This is a genomic window from Nocardia altamirensis NBRC 108246, from assembly GCF_001612685.1.
Lineage (GTDB): Bacteria > Actinomycetota > Actinomycetes > Mycobacteriales > Mycobacteriaceae > Nocardia > Nocardia altamirensis.
In genome coordinates this window covers 23,244-45,155 of record NZ_BDAY01000053.1, presented here as the reverse complement: position 1 = coordinate 45,155, position 21,912 = coordinate 23,244, and the positions used below count along the sequence as shown (strand labels likewise).

20 protein-coding genes are annotated in these 21,912 nt (G+C 67.8%); 8 read left to right on the top strand and 12 right to left on the bottom strand.

Features of this window, described 5'->3' with window-relative positions; genetic code table 11:
• Nucleotides 1-51: 51 nt before the first annotated feature.
• Nucleotides 52-1,200, bottom strand: a complete 1,149-nt coding sequence (locus NA11_RS26850) for a GTP-binding protein (protein WP_069164784.1) — start codon at nt 1,198-1,200, stop codon at nt 52-54.
• A 91-nt stretch (nt 1,201-1,291) separates the two neighbouring features.
• Here NA11_RS26850 and thiD point away from each other — a divergent pair, with 91 nt between their 5' ends.
• The gene (gene thiD / locus NA11_RS26845) at nt 1,292-2,137 is read left to right on the top strand and encodes a bifunctional hydroxymethylpyrimidine kinase/phosphomethylpyrimidine kinase (RefSeq protein ID WP_069164783.1); all 846 of its coding nucleotides are present in this window, start codon (nt 1,292-1,294) and stop codon (nt 2,135-2,137) included.
• Between the two features lie 197 nt (nt 2,138-2,334).
• Here the strand turns inward: thiD and NA11_RS26840 are convergent, their stop codons facing one another.
• Nucleotides 2,335-3,057 (bottom strand): TetR/AcrR family transcriptional regulator, encoded by a 723-nt coding sequence (locus NA11_RS26840; RefSeq protein ID WP_069164782.1) that lies wholly within the window; start codon nt 3,055-3,057, stop codon nt 2,335-2,337.
• A 151-nt stretch (nt 3,058-3,208) separates the two neighbouring features.
• Here NA11_RS26840 and NA11_RS26835 point away from each other — a divergent pair, with 151 nt between their 5' ends.
• Together NA11_RS26835 and NA11_RS26830 are read left to right on the top strand one after the other, a co-directional pair.
• Nucleotides 3,209-4,783, top strand: coding sequence for a flavin-containing monooxygenase (locus NA11_RS26835; protein ID WP_069164781.1), 1,575 nt, complete (start codon nt 3,209-3,211; stop codon nt 4,781-4,783).
• Nucleotides 4,784-4,796: 13 nt separating this feature from the next.
• Nucleotides 4,797-5,645, top strand: a complete 849-nt coding sequence (locus NA11_RS26830) for an SDR family NAD(P)-dependent oxidoreductase (RefSeq protein ID WP_069164780.1) — start codon at nt 4,797-4,799, stop codon at nt 5,643-5,645.
• A 68-nt stretch (nt 5,646-5,713) separates the two neighbouring features.
• Here NA11_RS26830 and NA11_RS46395 read toward each other — a convergent pair whose 3' ends face one another.
• Complete coding sequence (locus NA11_RS46395) at nt 5,714-6,745, bottom strand: Lrp/AsnC family transcriptional regulator (RefSeq protein ID WP_281197105.1); 1,032 nt, start codon at nt 6,743-6,745, stop codon at nt 5,714-5,716.
• A gap of 12 nt (nt 6,746-6,757) precedes the next feature.
• Between NA11_RS46395 and NA11_RS26820 the strand changes: the two genes are divergently transcribed.
• Complete coding sequence (locus tag NA11_RS26820) at nt 6,758-8,371, top strand: MFS transporter (protein ID WP_245746192.1); 1,614 nt, start codon at nt 6,758-6,760, stop codon at nt 8,369-8,371.
• Between the two features lie 49 nt (nt 8,372-8,420).
• Here the strand turns inward: NA11_RS26820 and NA11_RS47085 are convergent, their stop codons facing one another.
• A complete protein-coding gene (locus tag NA11_RS47085) occupies nt 8,421-8,546 on the bottom strand; it encodes a hypothetical protein (RefSeq protein WP_281197104.1) in 126 nt (41 codons plus the stop codon).
• Between the two features lie 156 nt (nt 8,547-8,702).
• On the opposite strand from NA11_RS47085, the gene NA11_RS26815 reads away from it, so the two are divergent.
• Together NA11_RS26815 and NA11_RS26810 are read left to right on the top strand one after the other, a co-directional pair.
• On the top strand, nt 8,703-10,037 hold the full coding sequence (locus NA11_RS26815; RefSeq protein ID WP_245746191.1) for a bifunctional glycosyltransferase family 2/GtrA family protein: 1,335 nt from the start codon (nt 8,703-8,705) through the stop codon (nt 10,035-10,037).
• Nucleotides 10,034-12,046, top strand: a complete 2,013-nt coding sequence (locus tag NA11_RS26810) for a glycosyltransferase family 39 protein (protein WP_069164778.1) — start codon at nt 10,034-10,036, stop codon at nt 12,044-12,046. Before NA11_RS26815 ends, NA11_RS26810 begins: the two co-directional genes overlap by 4 nt.
• 52 nt (nt 12,047-12,098) lie before the next feature.
• Here the strand turns inward: NA11_RS26810 and NA11_RS26805 are convergent, their stop codons facing one another.
• On the bottom strand, nt 12,099-13,007 hold the full coding sequence (locus tag NA11_RS26805; RefSeq protein ID WP_069164777.1) for an NAD(P)-dependent oxidoreductase: 909 nt from the start codon (nt 13,005-13,007) through the stop codon (nt 12,099-12,101).
• A gap of 51 nt (nt 13,008-13,058) precedes the next feature.
• Between NA11_RS26805 and NA11_RS26800 the strand changes: the two genes are divergently transcribed.
• Nucleotides 13,059-13,439, top strand: a complete 381-nt coding sequence (locus NA11_RS26800) for a MerR family transcriptional regulator (protein ID WP_069164830.1) — start codon at nt 13,059-13,061, stop codon at nt 13,437-13,439.
• Between the two features lie 60 nt (nt 13,440-13,499).
• On the opposite strand, the gene NA11_RS26795 is transcribed toward NA11_RS26800, so the two are convergent.
• From NA11_RS26795 to NA11_RS26785, 3 genes are all read right to left on the bottom strand, one after another.
• Nucleotides 13,500-14,279, bottom strand: a complete 780-nt coding sequence (locus tag NA11_RS26795; protein WP_069164776.1) for an SDR family oxidoreductase — start codon at nt 14,277-14,279, stop codon at nt 13,500-13,502.
• A 245-nt stretch (nt 14,280-14,524) separates the two neighbouring features.
• Nucleotides 14,525-14,740, bottom strand: coding sequence for a hypothetical protein (locus tag NA11_RS26790; RefSeq protein ID WP_069164775.1), 216 nt, complete (start codon nt 14,738-14,740; stop codon nt 14,525-14,527).
• 381 nt (nt 14,741-15,121) lie between these two features.
• Nucleotides 15,122-16,012 carry a phosphotransferase family protein gene (locus tag NA11_RS26785; protein ID WP_069164774.1) on the bottom strand — a complete coding sequence of 297 codons (891 nt, stop codon included), beginning with the start codon at nt 16,010-16,012 and terminating at the stop codon, nt 15,122-15,124.
• A gap of 193 nt (nt 16,013-16,205) precedes the next feature.
• Between NA11_RS26785 and NA11_RS26780 the strand changes: the two genes are divergently transcribed.
• Nucleotides 16,206-17,330: a hypothetical protein gene (locus NA11_RS26780; RefSeq protein WP_141717860.1), complete on the top strand. Its 1,125-nt coding sequence runs from the start codon at nt 16,206-16,208 to the stop codon at nt 17,328-17,330.
• Nucleotides 17,331-17,333: 3 nt separating this feature from the next.
• Here the strand turns inward: NA11_RS26780 and NA11_RS26775 are convergent, their stop codons facing one another.
• Genes NA11_RS26775 through NA11_RS26760 form a run of 4 tightly spaced genes read right to left on the bottom strand, consistent with a single transcriptional unit; the run spans nt 17,334 to nt 21,909 of the window.
• Entirely contained in the window at nt 17,334-17,948 is a 615-nt protein-coding gene (locus NA11_RS26775) for a TetR/AcrR family transcriptional regulator (RefSeq protein WP_069164772.1), read from the bottom strand.
• A gap of 4 nt (nt 17,949-17,952) precedes the next feature.
• Nucleotides 17,953-18,735, bottom strand: coding sequence for an enoyl-CoA hydratase family protein (locus tag NA11_RS26770; RefSeq protein WP_174567736.1), 783 nt, complete (start codon nt 18,733-18,735; stop codon nt 17,953-17,955).
• Nucleotides 18,736-18,745: 10 nt separating this feature from the next.
• Entirely contained in the window at nt 18,746-19,906 is a 1,161-nt protein-coding gene (locus tag NA11_RS26765; RefSeq protein ID WP_069164771.1) for an acyl-CoA dehydrogenase family protein, read from the bottom strand.
• The gene (locus NA11_RS26760) at nt 19,903-21,909 is read right to left on the bottom strand and encodes an acetyl/propionyl/methylcrotonyl-CoA carboxylase subunit alpha (RefSeq protein ID WP_069164770.1); all 2,007 of its coding nucleotides are present in this window, start codon (nt 21,907-21,909) and stop codon (nt 19,903-19,905) included. Before NA11_RS26760 ends, NA11_RS26765 begins: the two co-directional genes overlap by 4 nt.
• Between the last annotated feature and the right edge of the window lie 3 nt (nt 21,910-21,912).

Below are 21,912 nucleotides of genomic sequence, written 5' to 3'. Positions count from 1 at the left end.
GACCCACGCCCCGAACTCGGGTGCGTGGGTCGCTGTCGTTGCGGCGGTGCGTCAGACGTGCTCGTGCAGCACGCCCCAGGCAGGGAACGGATCCGCGTATTCGGCCCACGCGAGTGGGCCAGCGGCGAATTCCGCATCCGTGAGCAGCGCGCCGTCGAGCAATCCGCGCACCCGGTCCCGGTCGAGCTTGATGCCGATGAAGACAAGCTCTTGCCCGGCAGGCACTTCCAGCGACGACCACCACGCGGCGGGCTCGAAGACCAGGTTCGGCCCGGCCTGCGACCAGATGGCGGCCAGCTCGGCCCGGCTGGCGATCCAGCAGAAACCCTTGCTGCGCAACAACCCTCGCAGTTCGCCGAGCGCCGCGGCCAGGCGCTGCGGATGGAACGGACGATCGGCCGTGTAGGTGAGGCTGCGAATGCCGTACTCCTCGGTCTCGGGCGTATGCCCGCCTGCCAGTTCCTCCGCCCAGCCCGCCGCCTCGGCGGCGACCACCGGGTTGTAGCGCCCGGTGCCGAGCACCTCCGCCAATTCGACGACTCCGTTGGTGGTGCGCAACACCCGCGCCCGCGGATTGAGCCTGCGCACAGTCGCTTCCACCGCCCCCGCAGCCGCCGCACCGACCAGATCGGTCTTGTTCACCAGCAGCACATCGGCGAATTCCACCTGATCCACCAGCAAGTCGGCGATGGTGCGCGCATCGCCTTCGCCCGCTTGCAGATTCCGCTCGGCCAACGCCTGCCCCTTGGCTACTTCCGCGAGGAAGGTCGAGGCGTCGACCACCGTCACCATGGTGTCGAGACGTGCGATATCGCCGAGCTTGAACCCGTCTTCGAATTCCCAGTCGAAGGTCGCGGCGACCGGCATCGGCTCGGAAATGCCCGTCGACTCGATCACCAACTGATCGAACCGGCCCTCCCGTGCGAGCCTGCCCACCGCTTCGATCAGGTCCTCGCGCAGCGTGCAGCAGATGCAGCCGTTGGTCAGCTCGACCAGTTTTTCCTCGGTGCGGTCCAGATGCCCCTGTCCCGCGACGAGCGCGGCATCGATATTGACCTCGCTCATGTCGTTGACGATGACCGCGACCCTGCGGCCCTCCCGGTTGGCGAGGATGTGGTTGAGCAGCGTGGTCTTCCCCGCACCGAGGAAACCGGACAGCACGGTGACGGGAAGCAGGTCGGAGCTCAGTGGCGTCGTCATTCTTTAATGATAATGGTTTTCATTTAGGAGGGAGGCGCCGGGTTGCCGGTTGGCCATGGCCGCGCGGCCGGACGAACGTAGGGTCTGTGGTGTGAAACTCCTGCCATTGACCCCAGCGGGGCAGACTCCCGTCCGGGTGCTCACCATCGCCGGGACCGACTCCGGCGGCGGCGCCGGGATTCAGGCCGACACCCGCACCATCGCGCTCTGCGGGGCGCATGCCCTCGTCGCGGTCGCGGCGGTGACCGTGCAGAACTCGACGGGAGTCAGCGACTTCCACGAGATCCCGCCGCACATCGTGGCCGGCCAGGTGCGCTCCGTGACGACCGATATCGGAGTCGGCGCGGCCAAGACCGGCATGCTGGCCTCCACCGCCATCATCGAAGCGGTCGTCGATGTCTGCCGCGAGGTCGGCATCGGGCGCGACGGACAGATCCCGCTGATCGTCGACCCGGTGGCGGCCTCCATGCACGGCGACCCGCTGCTGCACGAGGAAGCGCTGGACGCGGTGCGGCACACCTTGATCCCGCTGGCCACCGTTGTCACGCCGAACCTCGACGAGGTCAGGCTGATCACCGGGATCGACGTCACCGACGACGCCTCCGCGCGCGAGGCCGCACGGGCACTGCACAAGCTCGGCCCGCAATGGGCGATCGTGAAGGGCGGACATCTCCGGTCCTCCGAGTACAGCACCGACCTGCTGTTCGACGGCGAAGAGTTCCTGGAATTCACCGCGCCGCGCATCAGCACCGGCAACGATCACGGCGGCGGCGACACCCTCGCCGCGGCGATCGCCTGCGCGCTGGCGAACGGGTACTCGGTGCCTGCGGCGGTGGAGTTCGCCAAGGAGTGGACCTACCGCTGCCTCGCCGCGTCCTACGACCTCGGCGCGGGGCACGGCCCGGTGTCACCACTGTGGCGGTTGCACGACAACTGAATTCGATCGCGCGTTCGGCGCCGCTGCGCGGGCCCATTTCTTGTCGGTGGGTCCTGAGACAATAAAGATGTCGCAAACGCAGTTGGCCGCAACGAAGCGGCACAGCAAGAACAGCGTCGTTCGAGTGGATGCGAGCACCGACCTCAGCGTCGTTTCAGTGTCGACCTGGCGACGCGGCGGTCGGTGGGGTTGCGCCGTTACTCGCCGGAGAAGGCAAGGCGCAGTGGCAGATCGGCATCGATGGTGATGCCGCTGAGCCTGGCGTTCGCTTGGGTGAGCGCCGAGATGGTCTCCGCGAGATAGGCGACGAACTTCTCGATCGGCATGGCATGCGGCTGCGCGCGATTCGCGCCGAGCCACCAGTCGGTGGCCGAGGCGACCGCGCCGAAGATCGAGTAGATGACGAGCTCGACCCCGTCCACCTCCACCGACTCGGCGCCGACGAGGTCGGCGAACAGATCCGCGGCCCGCTTGGCCGACTGCCGTGCGGATTGCAGCGCACGTTCGGAATCGTCGGACCGCTGCGCAAAGTGGCTGTGCAGCATGAACCGGAAGACGTTCGGGTGCTCCGACACCACGAGCACGTACTCGGCCGCGCCCCTGCGCACGAGCTCGCGCGCCGAATCGTTGGTCAGGTCGAAGCTGGAGATGATCTGCTCCCACAGCATGTCCTGCACCCGGTCGACGATGGCGTTGTAGAGGTCGGTCTTGTCCTCGAAATGCCGATAGAGCTTGGGTTTCGCCGCGCCGGCCTCCTTGGCGATATCGCCCATGCTGACCTCGGGGCCGAACGTGTCCAGCGCACGGAACGCCGCGTCGACGAACTCGGCGCGGACCTTCAGCCGGTGCTCACGCCACCGCTCGGTCCGTGCGTCGACGCGCTTGCGCGGTGCCTCGTCCAGTTTTCGCCCGCTGCGCATCACAATTCCGGATGCTACCTGCTACCAGCGGTACCGATGACCAGGTCCCGCCGTTGACATCGCCTGAGGCGTCGGACACACTCGGAAAAGTACACAGGACCGGCGGTATTGGATACATCCGGTTGGATCACCGCAGAGAGCTGGTGGGACGATGGCGTCCGCTATCCACACCCGGGTCTTGATCGTCGGCAGCGGCTTCTCCGGCCTCGGCATGGGCATTGCCCTCGACGCCGACGGCATCGACGACTACCTGATCGTGGAGAAGGCGGACGAGGTCGGCGGCACCTGGCGCGACAACACCTATCCCGGCTGCGCCTGCGACGTGCCGACCCTCCTGTACTCGTATTCCTATGAGACACGGACGGATTGGCGCCGACTGTTCTCCGGGCAGCAGGAGATCCTCGACTACGTGCGCGACATCGCCGACAAGTACCGGCTCCGTTCGCGTATTCGCTTCGGCCAGCGGATCGATCGCGGGTACTGGGACGACGCCGAGCGACGCTGGCATGTGCACAGCGCCGACGGGCAGGAATACATCGCACAGTTTCTCGTGTCCGCCGTTGGGGCGCTGCACATCCCGAATATCCCCGACTTCCGCGGCATCGCCGATTTCACCGGCGCCACGTTCCACTCGGCCGAATGGGACCACCAGGTCGAGTTGACCGGCAAACGGGTCGCGGTGATCGGAACAGGCGCAAGCGCAGTGCAGTTCGTGCCGGAGATCGTCGGCGACGTAGCACAGCTGCTGGTGTTCCAGCGCACCCCGCCGTGGGTGCTGCCGCGCGCGGATGTGGAGTTCTCCCCGCGGTTCAAGCGCGCACTGCGCCGGATTCCCGGTCTGCGCTTCGTCTTACGCAACGCCCTGTACTGGGGCGCCGAAGTCGGCGGGTTCGCGATGAACTGGCGGCCGGACCTGCTGAAGGTGCTCGAGCGGATGGGCAGGAGCCAGATCGAGCGGCAGATCGCCGATCCGGTGCTGCGGGCGCAGGTGACGCCGGACTACCGAGCAGGCTGCAAGCGATTGCTCGGCTCGGACACCTACTACCCCGCGCTCGCCGACCCCAAGACCGAGCTGGTCACCGCCCACATCGACCGGATCACCCCGCACGGCATCGTCACCGCCGACGGCGTCGAGCACGCCGTCGATGTGATCATCTACGGCACCGGCTTTCGCGTCATCGACTCCTATCAGAACCTCGCCATCGTCGGCCGCGGCGGCGTCGACCTGGCCGCACAGTGGGCCCGCGACGGCGTGCAGGCGCATCGCGGCGTCACCGTCGCCGACATGCCCAACGCATTCTTCCTGCTCGGGCCGAACACCGGGCTTGGCCACAATTCGATCATCTTCATGATCGAGGCGCAGATTCACTATGTGCGGCAGGCGATTCGGCAGCTCAAAGCGCAGGGCGCGGTCGCGTTGGCGCCGCGCCGCGCGGCACAGGACCGGTTCAACGCCAAGCTGCAGCACGGCTTGGCGCGCTCGGTGTGGAACACCGGCGGCTGCCAGAGCTGGTACCTGGACGAGCACGGCAACAATCGCACGATGTGGTCCGGTTTCACCTGGCAGTACTGGCTGCAGACCAGACGGCTGAACCCGGCCGAGTACGAATTCTTCGGTCCGGCACCGAGTTCGGCGACGCGACGCCCGCCGGTGGCGAAAGATTTTCCGGCGCAGACCTTTCCGACCGCGAAAAGCAATGGCAAGCCGACTCCGGCAACTCAGTAACCGAGGATGTTCAATGAAGAACTTCACAGACAAAGTCGCCGTGATCACCGGGGCGGGCTCCGGCATCGGCCGGGCGCTCGCGCTGGAACTCGCCAGGCGCGGCGCGCAGCTCGCGCTGTCCGACGTGAACACCGAGTCGGTCGCCGACACCGCGGGCCGCTGCGAAAAGCTCGGCGCCACGGCCATTCCGTACGAGCTGGACGTCGCGCAGCGAGCCGCGGTGTACGCGCACGCCGAGGACGTGCGCGGCGAATTCGGGCGGGTGAACCTGGTGATCAACAATGCCGGAGTCGCCCTCGCCGCCGACGTCGAGGACATGGCGTGGGACGACTTCGACTGGCTGATGAACATCAACTTCTGGGGTGTTGCGCACGGCACCAAGGCCTTTCTGCCCGACCTCATCGCCTCGGGTGACGGGCACATCGTCAATGTGTCCTCGGTGTTCGGCCTGATCGGCGTGCCATCCCAAAGCGCGTACAACGCGGCCAAATTCGCGGTGCGCGGGTTCACCGAGGCGCTGCGACAGGAACTGCGCATCGCCAGGCATCCGGTGGGCGTCACCTGCGTGCACCCCGGCGGGGTGAAGACGAATATCGCGGTGAACGCGCGCGGCATCGCCGACGACGTCGACATCGAGGCGGTGCGCCGCGGCTTCGACACGTTCACACTGACCCGCCCCGAGGCGGCAGCGAAGATCATTCTGCGCGGCGTGCAGCGCAACAGCGCCAGGGTGCTGATCGGCGCGGATGCCAGGGCCTTCGACCTGATTCCGCGCCTGCTCGGCCCGGCCTACGAGGACCTCGGCGTTCCGCTGTACCGGATGGGGAAGACCACGGCCGCGCGATTCGGCATTGCCCTGTAATCACCGGTAGCCGACCCCCGCGGTAACCACACCGTCCGCGCTGTTCGACGTCGTTGCCGTCTGCGCGGTCAGCGACGCGACGCCCGTGGCGGTACGGGCGCAGGCGGGATGAGCCGACCGGCCACGGTCCGCGAACCCGCCTGCTTGAGCCGGTGCAGGACCGGGCTCAGCTCGAAGCTGTGCACACCGTCGAGATCGGCCATCTCGACGGTGACATAACGGTAGAGGTCGGCGGCAGTATCGGCCCGAAGCACCGCGAAGAGGTTGAACGGCCCGGTAACCGCTGCGGCATAGACGGTTTCGGCGTGCTCGGTGATGGCGCGCCCCACCGAGTCGAGTCGCGCAGGCGCGACTCGGAGCCAGAGGAACGCGTTGAGTGCGGTGCCCTCCGCGGCCGGGGCGATGTCGAGGTCGAAGTACAGAATGTTCGCCGCTTGGAGAGCGGCGATGCGGCGCGTCACCCGGCCGATGCTCATGCCGGTGGACCGGGCAAGCACCGAGTAGCTGGTCCGCCCGTCGCGTGACAGCAGCTCGAGCAGGCCATGGTCCTCGTCGCGGAGCCGGAGCTCCGAATCGACGTATTCGCTTGGGACCAAGCCCGTTTCACCCTCCCGCTTGGCGAATTGCCGCCCACGCCAGTCGCGCACGTCCGCCTCGACGAAGCGATGCAGCACCATCGCCGCGGCGATATCGTGCACCGGCGCACTGCGCTGCAGCCGCTGCACCAGCAGGTCGTCGCGGTCCTGCTGGGTGCGCGGGTGCAGCGAGAAGGTCACCTCGGCGCCCGCCGCGGCGATGCTCACCCAGGCGGCATCGTCGCGCCGGGCCAGCGCCTCGGCCACCTGCATCGCGCCGTCGGGGCGGCAGCGCACCCGAATGATCCAGTCGTTCTCACCGATCGCACGGGAATCGACCGCGCCGATCACCCGCACCACCCCGTCTCGGCGCATCCGCCGGTAGCGGCGGGCGACGGTCTGCTCCGCGACACCCAGGTCGGCGGCCACCGTTGCGAACGGCACCCGGGGATCCAGCTGCAGCGCATGCACGATCTGCGCATCAACTCCGTCTAGGATGGAATTTTTGTCTAAATCGACAGTCACCACAAGGAGGAAATGTACGCCAAGCTCGAAGTCACGCGACCCACCGAGACGATTCTCCGGATACTCGACGCGGTCTCCCACCACCGACTTCGAGAGAGGACAACGGCTTTGCGTAAATGGCTGCCGCTGCTGACGGTGTGCCTCGGCACCTTCATGCTGCTGATCGACGTGACCATCGTGAACGTCGCACTACCGGACATGCGCAACGACTTGAACGCGTCGTTCGGCGCGCTGCAATGGGTCGTCGACGGCTACGCGCTCGCGATGGCGGCGCTGATGCTCGGCGCAGGCTCGATCGCCGACCTGGCCGGGCATCGGCGCACCTATCTCGCCGGGCTCGCCTTGTTCGCCGTCTCGTCGCTGGTCTGCGGACTCGCGCCGAATCCCACCGTCCTCATCGTGGCGCGGGTGGTGCAAGGCATCGGCGCAACCACCATGGCGTGCACCACCTTCGCGTTGCTGAACAACGCCTATTCCGGCCGGGATCAAGCTGCGGCATACGGGATCTGGGGCGCCGTCGCGGGCGGGTCGAGCGCCATCGGACCGATCATCGGCGGCCTGCTCACCGATCTCGCGTCGTGGCGGTGGATCTTCTTCGTCAACCTGCCGGTCAGCGCGATCGCCATCGCACTGAGCGTTTGGGTGCTGACCGATCAGGCGCACACAGCGCGCGGCCGGGTGGACGTGGCGGGCATGGCGACGTTCACCGTCAGCGCCGCGGCGGCGACCTACGCGCTGATCCGGGCCAACGAGCACGGGTGGTCGAACGCCCTCACCTGGTGGCTGCTGCTGGTCGCTGCCGCGGCGTTGATCGCGTTCCTGCTGGTCGAACGCGCTTCAGCGCACCCGATGCTCGACCTGGCCTTGCTGCGTGACCGCTCGTTCGTCGGCGTGCTCGTCGCCGCGGGCGCGTTGTTCTTCGCCGCGTTCAGCGCGCTGATGTACACCCAGATCTGGTTGCAGTCGGTCCTCGGGTTGACCGCGATCCAAGCGGGCGCGGTCGGACTTCCGTTGTCCGTCATGGCATTTCTGGTGTCCGGCGGCATCGGCCGGTTCCTGCACGGCGACAACCGCGGCCGGATCATCGGCGGCGGGCTGCTGGTGACCGGCGCGGGCGGGGTCATCGGCGCGCTGCTGGTGCACGACGAAGCCGGTTGGGCCGCACTGGTTCCCGGATTTCTGGCGATCGGCCTCGGCGTCGGCCTTGCCACCGCGACGCTGAGCTCGGCGGCGATGGCTGCGGTGCCGTGGCAGCGGGCAGGCATGGCCACCGGCGCGGTCAATACCGCGCAGCAACTGAGCTTCACGCTCGGAATCGCCACGCTGGGTAGCGTTTTCACGCTGCGGGCGGGCGCGGTGCTCGCCGATCACGGTGTGCCGGACGCGGATTCGGCAGCCCGTGCCGTCGGCGCAGGCCAGTCGGGCGTGCTGATGGGGCAGCTCTCCGCCGAGGCGCGGGCGGCGCTCGATACGGCGGTGCACGCCTCGTCCGCCGCCGGGGTGCAGGGCACCCTCGCGGTGAGCGGCGTCGTCGGACTGCTCGGCGGGGTGCTCGTGCTGCTGCTGATGCGGCCGGACCGCTCGGCGCAACCGATGGCCGAGAAGGTGGAACAGGTCCCCGCCTGATCAGGCTGCGATGCTGAGCGAGGCGGTCGGCCGCCTCGCTCAGCGACGGTCAGCGCTTCTTCGGATCGATGATGCTTTGTTCGGGGGTGGACTTGCTCTTTTTGTCCGCTCGCTTCTCTTTGAGCGATTTCCCGGATTTCTTCGACATCGAGCTGCGCGGAGACTTGTCGGACAAGCGTGGTCCTTTGCTCGCAGGACCTGAGCGGCCCCGATCCTCCGACCGTACGCCACCGCCGCCTGCACCGAGGCCGGTCGCCGCGGCCAGGCACACCCAGCAACCTCACAGCTTAGGCCCAGCTCCGCGACAACTCGATCATCGAGGCTGGTTCTCATGACCGAGACTGTGACCGTCGCGGCTGCGGAATTAGCCGAGACCGAGGGTACGCCCGTCCTTGACGTGGTGATACCCGTCTACAACGAAGAGGCCGACCTCGGCGTGTGCGTGCGCAGGCTGCACGCCTATCTGCGCAAAGGCTTCCCGTTTCCGGCCAGGATCACGGTCGCGGACAACGCAAGCACCGACGCCACCCTGGAGGTGGCCAAGCTGCTGGCGGGCGAGCTCGACGGCGTGCGCGTAGTGCACCTGGACAAGAAGGGACGCGGCCGGGCGCTGCGCGCGGTGTGGGAACGCTCCGACGCACAGGTGGTCGCGTACATGGACGTCGACCTGTCCACCGACTTGAACGCTTTGCTGCCACTGGTCGCACCGCTGATCACCGGACATTCGGACCTGGCGATCGGGACCAGGTTGAGCTCCTCCTCGCGGGTGGTGCGCGGACCGAAGCGGGAGTTCATCTCCCGCTGCTACAACCTGATTCTGAAAGCCTCACTGCAAGCGCACTTTTCGGATGCGCAGTGCGGATTCAAGGCAATGCGCAGCGAGGTGGCCCGCCAGCTGCTTCCGCTGGTACGCGACGGTGAATGGTTCTTCGACACCGAACTGCTCGTGCTGGCCGAGCGGGCCGGGCTGCGCATCCACGAGGTGCCGGTGGACTGGATCGACGACCCGGACAGCCGGGTCGACATCATCGACACCGCACGCAAGGACCTGCTCGGGATCGGCAGGCTCGGCCGCGCCCTTGCCACCGGCGCGCTGCCGCTCGAGGAGCTGCGGCGGGCAATCGGCCGCGAGCCGCTGGTGCCTGGCGTGCCGCTCGGCATGGTCGGGCAGGTGGTGCGGTTCGCGATCGTCGGCGTGCTGAGCACGCTCGCCTATCTGCTGCTTTACGTTGTGCTGCAATCGTTTACCAATCCACAGGTGGCGAACTTCCTCGCCCTGCTCGTCACCGCGGTGGCCAATACCGCGGCCAACCGGGCCTTCACCTTCGGTGTGCGTGGGTCGACCGGAGCGGTGTCGCATCAGTTCCAGGGCTTGGTGATCTTCGGCATCGGCCTGGTGCTGACCAGCGGGTCGCTGTTCACGCTGCATCATTGGGCGCCGGACGCGCCGGTGCACCTCGAGCTGTTCGTGCTCGTGCTGGCGAATCTGCTCGCCACGGTGCTGCGGTTCGTCGGCTTGCGCTGGGTCTTCCGGAACACCCCGAATCCGGCACGGCGGACGGCCGTTTCGGTGCAGGGTGAATCGGGCAGCATGGGCACCGAGCCCACAGCGGCGGATGTCGCGCTCGCGGATCGGGTCTCGGGGACAGACGGCGGCCTGCGATGACGGCAACGCTCACCGCACCGGCCTCGGCGCCGCCAGAACCGGCGGCCGCACGCAAGATCCGCTGGGAATACCCGGCATTGGCCGCGCTACTCATCGGCACCACGATCGCCTACCTGTGCAACCTGAGCGCGAACGGCTGGGCCAACTCGTTCTATTCCGCTGCGGTGCAGGCGGGTTCGGTGTCGTGGAAGGCATTCTTCTTCGGCTCGTCCGACGCGGCGAATTCGATCACCGTGGACAAGCCACCCGCCTCGCTCTGGTTGATGGAGCTGTCGGTGCGGGCGTTCGGGTTGAACAGCTGGAGCATCCTGGTGCCTGAGGTCCTGCTCGGCGTCGCCAGCGTCGCGCTGCTGTGGGCGACGGTGCGCAAGCCGTTCGGCCCTGCGGCCGGGCTGCTTGCCGGGCTGGTGCTGGCCGTGACTCCCGTTGCGGCGGTGATGTTCCGGTTCAACAATCCGGACGCGCTGCTGGTCTTCCTGATGGTCGCGGCCGTATGGGCGCTCTCGCGGGCGATCGAGGACGGCCGCTGGCGGTGGTTGGTGCTCACCGGCGTCTTCGTCGGATTCGGCTTTCTCACCAAACAGTTACAGGTGCTACTCGTGGTGCCACCGCTCGCGCTGGCGTATCTGATCGCAGGCCCGCCGAAGCTCGGCACTCGGCTGCTCCAGCTGTGCGCCGCCGGTGCGGCGATGGTGGGCGCGGCGGGCTGGTGGCTGCTCGCGGTGGAGCTGTGGCCCGCCTCGTCCCGGCCGTGGATCGGTGGGTCGCAGGACAATTCGATCCTGGAGCTGACGCTCGGCTACAACGGGCTCGGGCGGCTCAACGGCAACGAACGCGGCAGCGTCGGGATGGGCGGCGCCGATCTGCCCGCCGGCGGCAACGGCCTGTGGGGCAGTCCCGGCATCACCCGAATGTTCGAGCCGGAGCAGGGCGGTCAGGTCGCCTGGCTGATCCCGGCCGCGCTCGTGCTGCTGGTCGGTGGACTTCTGTTGCGCGGCAAGGCCGCCAGGACCGATCGGCAACGCGCGTCGCTGATCGTCTGGGGCGGTTGGCTGATTGCGACCGGTCTGACGTTCAGCTTCATGGCGGGGATCTTCCACCAGTACTACACGGTGGCATTGGCACCCGCGATCGCGGCGCTCGTCGGCGCGGGCACCGTGCTGCTGTGGCGCGAACGGCACCGACGGTGGGTGCGGGCCGTTCTCGCACTGGCAGTCGGCCTCACGACGGCGACGGCGTGGATGCTGTTGTCCCGCAGCGTGCATTGGCTGCCGTGGTTGCGCTGGACCGTGCTGATCGTCGGCGTGCTTGCGACGCTCGTCGTGCTGGTGCCCGCGCAGCGGAAGCTGGCCGTCGTCGCGGCAGTGGCCATCGCGTACACCGGTCTGGCCGGGCCGACCGCCTACGCGGTCGACGCCATTGCGACCCCGCATACGGGCGCGATTCCCACGGCGGGTCCGGATGTCGGGGGACGGTTCGGCAAGTTCGGCCGCCCGCCGGGGGCGGAAGGTCCGAATGGGCCCGGCGGCAACGCATTTCCCGTCGATGGCGCATTCCCCGGTGGCAACGCTCCCGATGGACGCAACGGTCCCGGTAGGCAGGGTGCGATGGCCGGGCACGAGATGGGCGCCGGCGGTGGCCTGCTCGGTGCGAGCAAGCCGAGCGACAAGATCGTTTCGCTGCTCGAGCAGAACGGTGGCGCCTACACCTGGGTCGCCGCGGCGATCGGCTCGAACAGCGCGGCCGGATACCAATTGGCCACCGAACTGCCGGTCATGCCCATCGGCGGTTTCAACGGCAGTGATCCCTCGCCGACCCTCGACCAGTTCAAACAATATGTGGCCGAAGGAAAGATCCACTATTTCATCGGCGGCAACCGTGGCGGGCACGGCGGTCCGGACGCGTCCGGCTCTTCACCCAGCTCCGCGATCTCCCAATGGGTGCAGCAGAACTACACCGCGATCGACGTGGACGGCGTCACCATGTACGACCTCACGTCCATCCGCTGAGCTCCCGCGATCCGCACCGACCCGCTCGGTGCGGATCGCGAGATGCGGTGGGTTACCTCGGTGCCGGCTTGCGGAACTGCTCGATCAGCGCCGCATAGTCGTCGCCGCCCCGTCCCTCGTCAACCGCGCGTCCTGCCAACGCCTGGGCAAGCCTTGGTAATTCGGCATTCACGCCGACCGCCTCGCTCTCTTCGACGAGGTGCGCCATCGCCGCCAGGTGCACGTCGAGGGTGGAGTCCTCGGCCGGGTAGGCGCCCGCATCGATCTGCGCCGCGGTCGCGGTGAGCCATCCGCTCATGGTGTGCAGTCCCTGAGTCAAGAACGGCGCGAGCGTTGTCGCGTCCACCTGAGCGGTGCCGAGAAGCGCAGCGCCGTGCAGGAATCCGTTAAGCACACTCCACATCAGGCTGAGCATGGCCATGTCGTACAGCGCGGACAGACCATGATCCGCGCCGAGGTGACTGGTGGCCGCACCCAGGCTGCCCAGCGTCTGCTCGTGTGCGTCGAAGGCCGCGCGCGGCCCGCTGTAGAGGAGCACCGCCTCGTCCGTGGCGATGGCGCTGGGAATGGCCAGGATCACGCCGTCGAGATAGGAGAACCCGTGCTGCGCCGCCCATTCGGCGGTCTCGCGGGCCTGCTGTGAGGTACCCGAGGTCAAGTTCACCACCACCCGCCCCACGAGATCGGCGCTGACCGGATCGAGCAGCGCGCGCACGGCCGGATAGTCGGTGACGCAGACGATCACCAGCGGACTTGCCGCGACCGCATCACGCAGCGTGGCGGCGAGCGTCGCGCCCTGTGCCGCAAGCTCTTCGGCTTTGGCGGCGGAACGGTTCCACACGGTAGTGCGGTGCCCGGCGGCGAGGAAAGCGCCGGCCAGCGCCTGACCCATCAGGCCGAGGCCGAGGACAGTCACCGCCTGGCGATCGGTGTCGGAGGACGAAGTCAGTTGTTCGGTCATGGCTGTATCGTCAACCTTGATACCGATATGAAGGTCAAGGAGCAGTGTGCGATGTTGATCGGGGAACTCAGCCGCCGCACCGGAGTCGGCACGCATCTGCTGCGCTACTACGAAGCGCAGGGCCTGCTCGAGCCGGTCCGCGGGGTCAACGGCTACCGCGAGTACACCGAGGACGCCGTGCTGTCGGTGACCCAGATCCGCGGCCTGCTCGACGCCGGACTGTCCACCGAGGACATCGGCATCCTGCTGCCCTGCTCCTACGGCACGGCCCCGGAAATCTATCCCTGCGACGAACTGCTCGATGTCCTCCGCGCCCGCCTGCACGGGCTCGACGAACGCATCGACGCGCTCACCCAGTCCCGCGAGGCGCTGCGCAGCTATATCGACGCCACCGAGGACGCGGCGGTCGGCGGGTTCGAAACCACCTCCTGACGCGAAAGATCCGCACCCACTTCGTGTTTCGAAGGTGATGCGGATCCTCGCCGATCAGGCCTACTTCGCCGGGTAGGTCGCGTCGAGCCATTCGGCGAACGTGGGACCAGCGAGGGCGGCGTGCGGGCCTGCCAGCAGTCCGCCGTTCTCGAAGGCCTCGCGGTCCGGGTTGTCCGCGCCGCTCGCCTCGATGATCTGTGCCGGGCCGCCGAGCTTCGCGGCGAGCAAGGTGGCCGCGCCTGCCATCGTTTCCGGTTGCGGGCCAGCGACTTCCGGGAAGGGGCCGTCGGTGTGCGCGGGTGCCGGGTTGACCGCGAGATCGACCAGCGCCTCGGCGACGGTGCGGGCGGCGACGAGCTGGGTCCGCATGGTCGGCAGGTAGGCGACGTCACCCTGGGTGCCCCACTGGGTCATCACCTCGACCAGCTCGTGGAACTGGGCGGCGCGCAGGATCTGCACGGGCAGTGGGCCTTTCGTGAGTTCCCGCTCGTGCGCCAGCTTGGCGGCGTTGTAGCCGGCCACGGAGGTGTCGATGCCGATGATGGACACGACGACCAGGCGCTGCACCCCGGCCCGCTGGCCTGCGTCGTGCAGGTTGCGTGCGGCGGCGGTGAAGAACTCGGTGGCGATGGTCTGATCGGCGGACGGGGTGCTGGCGGCGTCGATGACGACCTCGACGCCGGCGAGTGCCTCGACCAAGCCCGCGCCGGTCTCGATGTCCACACCGTTCTTGCGGGAGAAGGCCACCACCTCGTGGCCCTGTTCGGTGAGCACGTCCACCACGTGCTTGCCGAGCCGTCCGGTCGCGCCGGCCACCGCGATCTTCTTGGTCTTCGTCATGATTCCTGCTCCTCTGCGCTGCGTTTGTCCGCGTTCACAGAGGGGACGACGTAGGAGAGGAGAGTGTGACATCGTCGCCGAATCGACGTCCCAGAACTAGCTGACCAGGCCGAACAGTCGGATCGGGCCAGGGCCCACGATCGGCGCGCCGGTACCAGGCCCGTTGCTACGGCACCTGGTACCGGGACATCGTTTCTACCCCCGACCAAGGGCTACTTACCGGCAGCCCTCAGGGAGAAGACCACTTACATGCAGCCCTCGGGGAGCCAGCACTGCTTGCCGCCGCCGGCGCCCGACATGCTGGACGAACCACTGCCGATGGGGGCAGGAGAAGCCACCGGAGCCGAAACCTCGGCGCTGGTGGCGGGCTCCAGCGGAATCTCCGCCTGCGCGGTGGCCATGGGCAGCAGCGCTGCGCCGATCACCAGTGCGCCGACGGCGAGCCGCGAAAGATGCTTCATATTGGATGCTCCTTTTATTGAAGGTTGAGCCCGAGAGAACGGACTCACGCCATTCATCCGTAGCTATCTGCGGCCCGTTACGGAGGTAGCATAATTTTTCGATCAATTTCGGTTCACGAATAAATTATATGGCTACACGGTATTGGCGATGGCGCATCACAGAGCTCGACTGGTGCCCAAATCTGGCATCCTGCCCCTAATTACAGGGGCAACGGCTTGCCTCGCGGCCAGGTCGGCCATGCGGCCTCTTCGCGCCAAAATAGCGCCCGGGCGGTCACGGATAAAACGACAGGCGTCGTGCGAAACTATCCATTTATCAGAAATAGAAACGGACGCTGGAATTCGCGCCTGCACCGGCCCATGTCGGCGCCGAAGCTCTCCTCAGTCGAGCATCTGCAGCAGGCGTTCGTGTACCACGTTTCGCACATCGGGGCTGAGATTCTTTTGCTCGGTGAGCAATTCCAGCATGCGCAGGATCTGGATGGCCTCGACCCGTTGCGGCAGGCCCGGTTCCGCGGGGTCGAACCCGGCGCTGTCGAGAAACTCGGGCCAGGCGAGGGCCAAGACGCGCGCATCGGCGAAGCCGACCGACCAGGACCACCAGGCGGGGTCGAAGAGCGGGTCGGCCAGTCGGATGGATTCGAAATCGGTGAGACCGGTGATGTTTTCGCCGTCGGTGAGGACGTTCACCGGGGTGAAATCGCCGTGCGCGAGGACGGTGGGCCGATCGGCGAACAGGGTGGGGACGGCCTTGAGAATGCGCTCCAGCGCGCTGCGCTGTGCCGCGGTCAGCTCGGCGGTCACCTCGAGCGCCCAGGCGGCCGCACGGCGCGCCAGGCGGGTCGGACTCGCCCACAGATCGTCGAGCTGCAGCCCCGCGATCGGCAGGCGGCGGAAGGCGCGCAGCAGCGTGCCCATCTCGCCGGCGATGGCGGGGAATCGCGGCGTGCCGAGGCCGGTTTCGGCGCTCGCCGGAATCGGGACGCCGGGCAGGGCATCGAAGACGATCCACGCGGGATCGGCGTCGAGATCGAAGCGGCGGATGCGCGGAATCGCGATGCCACGCTTGGCGGCAGGCTCCAACAGCGTGTGCATGACGCGCAGCCTGCGCTCGGCGTCGTCCGGATCGCGGTAGCGCTGCAGGACCATTCGATCGCCGTCGGCGAGGGTGAGCAGATCGGTGCGGTTCTGGAAGCCCCACTCGGCGGGCGCGCTCTCGGCAATCGGCTGACCGAGGGTCTGCTCGAGCCCGCCGTACTCCGCACTGTCCATACGGCAGACCCTAAGGCAAGCGCGGGCGGTTTCGGACCGATCGAGGTCAGCGCACGATAACTGAAACATGTGCTCGTCGCCGGCGTGCGCGGCGACTGCGAAGGACGCGACGCGGTGTGCGGGCGAGCGCCGGGCGGTGCCCCCGACAATGGGGGGGTCGACAAGCTGAGCAAGCACTCAATACCGTGCAGCCATGAGCGTGGGCGATAACCGATTTCATGCCGCTGTCGGGGCATACATGCAGGCACTGATGACCGAGGAGCCCGCGGAAATCCATACTGCGCACGAAGAACTCATCGCGTCACTCGATGACGCGAGCGCCGAGATCCTGGTGCTCGGCAGCAAGGCCCTCGCTCCGTTGCTCGATCGGATTCCGCCAGGGGCGCGCGCACAGGTAGCGAACATGATCGGCGCGTACGTGCACACCGCGGCGGACGCCGTGGAGTGTGCACCGCTGATCCTCGCGAATCTCGCCAAGGCGCTCGACTACGCCAAACAGTTCGCCGAGCAATGGCAGGCCACGATGCAGGCCGAGCTGCCCGATCCGGAACAGACCGACACCGAGTGGGAGTGGCTGGAGCAATTCGGCGTGCAGCCGCTCATGGCCTGGTGGACGGTGGACATGTGGATATCGCCCGCGATCGCGATGCTGCAGCACAAGCAGGTCCGGAAGTTGTTCGGGCGCAACGGCCGCGAGCTGGTGCAGCAGCGCCACGATGCCCTCGGGGAGGCCTACGGCCGCTGGTGGAAGGAGCTGTCGTCCATGCTGCTGCTCCTCGACGACGAACCGCTGGTCGTCCTGCACCGCGAGTCGGGCACCGGATATCTCTTGTGCATGAACGGGATCGCCGACAACTTCCAGCTGCACACCCTGCTCGCCGACGCACTGATCGGCGGGGGTCATCTCCCCGGCGACCCACCCTCGGCCGAGGCGGTCGCGATGTGCCGCGACGCCACCGGGCAGGTGCTCACCACCGGCGCGTTCAATCTCGTTGCCCCCGACGGTTCCTGGATCTGGAACGAGGGAACACCGTCCGATATCCCGGTGGTCGACGGCACCAGGCTGCTCGTCCTGGATCCGCCTCCGTATGAGCGCAATTGGCCCGCCGGCCGGTATTTCCCTTTCGTGCCTGCCGATCTGGCGCTCGAGCGGGTACTCACCGACGCGGAGGTGGCGCAGTGGCTGGCGCACGTCCGACCGCCGGACACCCCAGCCGGGATGGACAGGGTGATGCTGACCCAGATGTCGATCGCTCCAGCGCACACCACCCTGCCGCCGTCGAGCCGACCGGACGGCGATCCGACCAGCCCGCACTGATCCTCAGCGCGGCGCGTTGAGAGCCGCGTGCAGTGTTGCCGCCCACTGGTGCACGATCTGCTTGCGTCGCGTGGAGTCGTCGGTGAGCACGTCGGCAAGGCCGAGCCCACGCGCCATGTCCAAGGTGGCCTGGACGAGATGGTGGGCGACCGGATCCGAGTCGTCGACACCGAGCGCCTCTACCGCGCGCCGATGCGAGATCCGCCCGAACTTGGCCTCCAGCGGCACGATTCGCTCCCGCAGGGCAGGATCGGCGGCCGCGTGCGTCCACACCTGCAGCGCCGCCTTGAACAGCGGGCTGGTGTAGGACTCGACCAGGCCAGCCACCACGGCCTCGGTACGCGCGCTACCACTGGCCAGGGCGGCGACCGCGATCGCCTCGTCCCTGGCCCGCTGGTCCCTGCTGTCGAACATGTACTCGAGCGCGGCGGTGATCAGGTCCTCCCTGGTCGGGAAGTGATGCTGCGCCGCGCCACGCGACACCCCGGCCCGTTCGGCGACGACCGCGACCGTCGCTGCCGCCCAGCCGGTTTCGGCGAGACAGTCGATGGTCGCCTCCAGCAGACGCTGCCTGGTGGCTCGGCTGCGGTCCTGCTTGGGTTCGTGGGGTGTGGCCATGGGGTTATTCTGCCCAGCTCGGCGGGCGACGTTGCAGGAAGGCCGTCATGCCTTCGCGCACCTCGTCGGTGCCGAAGAAGCTCGCCGACCGGTGCGCCAGCTCCTCGGCGGACCGCTCGAACTCGGCAAGCATGGCCGCGTTCGCCAGCCGCTTGCTCTCGGCCAGGCCCTGCGGGGCGCTCTTGCGCAGCTCGGCGCGCAGCCGTGCCACCTCGGCCACCGGATCCGCCGCGCCGGTGGTGATCAGGCCGATCTGCTCGGCCACGGCCGCGTCGAACTTCTCGCCGGTCAGGAAGTACCTGCTGGCCGCCCGCGAGGTCAGGCGCGGCAACAGGGTCAGCGAAATGATGAACGGGGCCAACCCGATCCGCGCCTCGGTGAGGGCGAAGCTACTCGTCGGCCCGGCCACCGCGAGATCGCAGGCGCCGACGATGCCCATGCCGCCCGCCCGCACGTTGCCGTCGATCTGCGCGATCACCGGCTTCGGGCAGACGAGCAGGCGGCGAAGTACGCCGACGAAGACACGGGTGCGGTCGTCGGCGGCCACCGCGGGATCGGCGTTGCTCGCCTCACTGAGGTCTGCGCCGGCGCAGAAGGTATTCCCGGTGTGCGCCAGCACGATTCCCCGTACCGCAGGATCGGCGGCCGCGTCGTCGAGACCTTGCAGGAGCTCGGCGACCAGCTTGGACGACAGCGCGTTGCGGTTGTGCGGTGAATCGAGCGTGAGCGTCGCGAAACCGTCCGCCACCTCGTAGCGGACGAACGGACCCGTCACCGTGTCGGTCATCGGCGGCCTCTCAGTAGGACTTGGGCAGGCCCAGCGAGTACTGGGCGACGAAGTTCAGCACCATTTCGCGGCTGACCGGCGCGATCCGGCCGATACGCGACGCGGCGAGCATGGCGGCCAGGCCGTATTCCTTGGTCAGGCCAGCGCCGCCGTGCGTCTGGATCGCCTGGTCGAGCGCCTTGATACTCGCCTCGGCCGCCGCGTATTTCGCCATGTTGGCGGCCTCGGCGGCACCCATCTCGTCACCGTTGTCGTAGAGCGTCGCGGCCTTGCGCATCATCAGCTTGGCCAGCTCCAGCTCGATCTTCACCTGCGCGAGCGGATGCGAAATGCCTTGGTGCGCACCGATCGGCGTCTTCCACACGGTGCGTTCCTTGGCGTACTCCACTGCGCGATCGATGGCGTAGCGGCCGAGACCGATCGCCATCGCCGCACCCATCACCCGTTCCGGATTGAGGCCGGCGAACAGTTGCATGAGCGCCGCGTCCTCCTTGCCGACCAGCGCGTTCGCCGGCAGCCGTACGTCATCGAGGAACAGCGTGAACTGATGGTCCGGCTCGATGATGTCCATTTCCTGTGGTGTCTTGTGGAAGCCTTCGGCATCGGTCGGCACGATGAACAGGGCGGGCTTGAGCTTGCCGGTCTTGTGGTCCTCGGTGCGCGACACGATCAGCACGGCCTCGGCCTGGTCGACGCCGGAGATGAAGATCTTGCGGCCGTTGAGGATCCAGTCCTCGCCGTCCCTGCGCGAGGTGGTGGTGATCTGGTGCGAGTTGGAGCCCGCGTCCGGCTCGGTGATGCCGAAGACCATCTTCCCGCTGCCGTCGCCGAGCTTGGGCAGCCACTGCTGCTTCTGCTCATCGGTGCCGTACTTGGTGAGGATGGTGCCGCAGATGGCCGGGGAGACGACCATGAGCAACAGCCCTGCGCCCTGGGCGGAGAGCTCCTCCATCACCAGCGCCAGCTCGTACAGACCTGCCCCGCCGCCACCGTACTCCTCGGGCAGGTTCACCCCGAGGAAGCCGAGTTTGCCTGCCTCGTCCCACAATTCGGTGAGCGGCTCGTTGGCGCGGGCCTTGGGCAGCACATAGTCGCGGTAGTTGTACTTCGCGGCGAGCGCGGCGACCGCGGCCCGTAGCGCCTGCTGCTCTTCGGTTTCGATGAAACTCATTTGTTCTCCTGGGTTTCCGTGGCCGCTACGGGCTCGACGACAGCTAGGACGGCACCGACCTCGACCTGCTGGCCGACGGTGACGTTGACGGCACTGAGCACACCGTCTGCGGGCGCGGCGATGGTGTGCTCCATCTTCATCGCCTCCAACCACAGGATGGGTTGGCCCTGGGCGACGCTACTGCCGACCTCGGCCCCGAGCCGAATCACGCTGCCGGGCATGGGCGCAAGCAGTGAACCGGTGGCCACCTGGTCGGCGGGATCGCTGAAGCGCGGCAGCTTGCGCACGCTGACCGGGCCGAGCGGCGAGTCGACACAGATCAGGTCGTCGTAGCGGGCGACGGCGAAATGCCTTCGGACCGAGCCGCGTTCGCCGGGGACGGCGAGGGTGACCCGATGCTGCGTCGCTTCGACGAGTTCGAGACCCTCGTGCCCGTCCACCGAGAGGACACCGCGGGTGAAGCGGTAGCCGACATCATGGGTCCCGCTGGTGCGGCTCTCGAACAGCTTGTGCGTCGACTGTGAGGGCAGGTTGCGCCAGCCGCTCGGCAATCCGCCGCCGACCCTGGCCGTGCTGCGGTTCGCCGCGGCGTCGGCCAGTGCTGCGGCCACGATGGACAGCGCCTCGTCGGACTCGGACGCCAAAGGCGCGGCGAGGGTGGCCAATCCGTGGGTGTCGAAGAAGGCGGTGTCGGTGTCGCCCGCCAGGAACGCCGGGTGGCGCAGCACCCGGACCAACAGGTCGCGGTTGGTCACCAGGCCGTGGATCTCGGCGCGATGCAGCGCGGTGGCGAGCAGTCGCGCTGCCGCGTCCCTGGTTTCGGCGTACGAGATGACCTTGGCCAGCATCGGGTCGTAGTGCACGCCGACCACCGAGCCGTCCACCACACCGGTGTCCAGCCGGACTCCCGGCCGGTCGAGCAGATCGAATTCGGCGAGCACCGAGGGGATGTACAGGCGGTGGACGGTGCCGCTCTGCGGCTGCCAGTCGTGCGCCGGATCTTCCGCGTAGAGCCGGACCTCGATCGAATGCCCGTGCAGCGCAGGCGGTTCGGCGGCCAACGCGCCGCCGGCGGCGACATCGAGTTGCAGGGCAACCAGATCGAGCCCGGTGGTGCACTCGGTCACCGGGTGTTCCACCTGGAGCCGGGTGTTCATCTCCAGGAAGAAGAAGTCGCCGCGCTCATCGGCGAGGAACTCCACCGTGCCCGCGCCGGTATAGCCGATCGCGCCCGCGGCAAGCCTGGCCGCCTCGAACAGCCGCTCGCGCATGCCGTCGGTGCGTTCGACCAGCGGTGACGGCGCCTCCTCGACCACCTTCTGGTGGCGACGCTGGATGGAACACTCGCGCTCGCCGACGGCCCAGACCGTGCCGTGCGCATCGGCCATCACCTGAACCTCGATGTGGCGGCCGGTCTCGAGGTAACGCTCGCAGAACACCGTCGGATCGCCGAACGCGGATTCCGCTTCGCGCCGTGCGCCTTCGATCTGCGCGTCGAGCTCGCCGAGGCTGCGCACCACCCGCATGCCGCGTCCGCCACCACCGGCGGATGCCTTGATCAGCACGGGCAGCTGTGCTTCGGTGACCTCGTCCGGATCGAGCTCCGCGAGGACGGGGACACCGGCGGCATCCATCATCTTCTTCGAGGCGACCTTCGAGCCCATCTGTTCGATGGCCTCGATCGGCGGGCCGATCCACACCAGCCCGGCCGCGAGCACCGCGCGGGCGAAATCGGCGTTCTCGGAAAGGAATCCGTAGCCAGGGTGGATCGCGTCGGCACCGGTGGCCAGTGCGGCCTCGATGACGAGTTCGCCACGCAGGTACGTCTCCGCTGGCGTATTGCCCGGCAGCCGGACGGCAGCGTCGGCCTCGGCCACATGCGGCGCGGCGGCATCAGCGTCGGAGTAGACCGCGACAGTGCCGAGACCCATCCGACGGCAGGTAGCGAAGACTCGACGCGCGATCTCGCCACGGTTGGCGACCAGAACACTCGAAATCGGCATGTC

Coding starts and splice junctions, on each gene's coding strand:
- NA11_RS26780 (WP_141717860.1), top strand. CDS start 16,206: ATGAGCGTGGGCGATAACCGATTTCATGCCGCTGTCGGGGCATACATG.
- NA11_RS26800 (WP_069164830.1), top strand. CDS start 13,059: ATGTTGATCGGGGAACTCAGCCGCCGCACCGGAGTCGGCACGCATCTG.
- NA11_RS26770 (WP_174567736.1), bottom strand. CDS start 18,735: ATGACCGACACGGTGACGGGTCCGTTCGTCCGCTACGAGGTGGCGGAC.
- NA11_RS26765 (WP_069164771.1), bottom strand. CDS start 19,906: ATGAGTTTCATCGAAACCGAAGAGCAGCAGGCGCTACGGGCCGCGGTC.
- NA11_RS26835 (WP_069164781.1), top strand. CDS start 3,209: ATGGCGTCCGCTATCCACACCCGGGTCTTGATCGTCGGCAGCGGCTTC.
- NA11_RS26790 (WP_069164775.1), bottom strand. CDS start 14,740: ATGAAGCATCTTTCGCGGCTCGCCGTCGGCGCACTGGTGATCGGCGCA.
- NA11_RS26795 (WP_069164776.1), bottom strand. CDS start 14,279: ATGACGAAGACCAAGAAGATCGCGGTGGCCGGCGCGACCGGACGGCTC.
- NA11_RS26785 (WP_069164774.1), bottom strand. CDS start 16,012: ATGGACAGTGCGGAGTACGGCGGGCTCGAGCAGACCCTCGGTCAGCCG.
- NA11_RS26840 (WP_069164782.1), bottom strand. CDS start 3,057: ATGCGCAGCGGGCGAAAACTGGACGAGGCACCGCGCAAGCGCGTCGAC.
- NA11_RS26820 (WP_245746192.1), top strand. CDS start 6,758: ATGTACGCCAAGCTCGAAGTCACGCGACCCACCGAGACGATTCTCCGG.
- NA11_RS26805 (WP_069164777.1), bottom strand. CDS start 13,007: ATGACCGAACAACTGACTTCGTCCTCCGACACCGATCGCCAGGCGGTG.
- NA11_RS26815 (WP_245746191.1), top strand. CDS start 8,703: ATGACCGAGACTGTGACCGTCGCGGCTGCGGAATTAGCCGAGACCGAG.
- NA11_RS26775 (WP_069164772.1), bottom strand. CDS start 17,948: ATGGCCACACCCCACGAACCCAAGCAGGACCGCAGCCGAGCCACCAGG.
- NA11_RS26810 (WP_069164778.1), top strand. CDS start 10,034: ATGACGGCAACGCTCACCGCACCGGCCTCGGCGCCGCCAGAACCGGCG.
- NA11_RS26830 (WP_069164780.1), top strand. CDS start 4,797: ATGAAGAACTTCACAGACAAAGTCGCCGTGATCACCGGGGCGGGCTCC.
- NA11_RS26850 (WP_069164784.1), bottom strand. CDS start 1,200: ATGACGACGCCACTGAGCTCCGACCTGCTTCCCGTCACCGTGCTGTCC.
- NA11_RS26760 (WP_069164770.1), bottom strand. CDS start 21,909: ATGCCGATTTCGAGTGTTCTGGTCGCCAACCGTGGCGAGATCGCGCGT.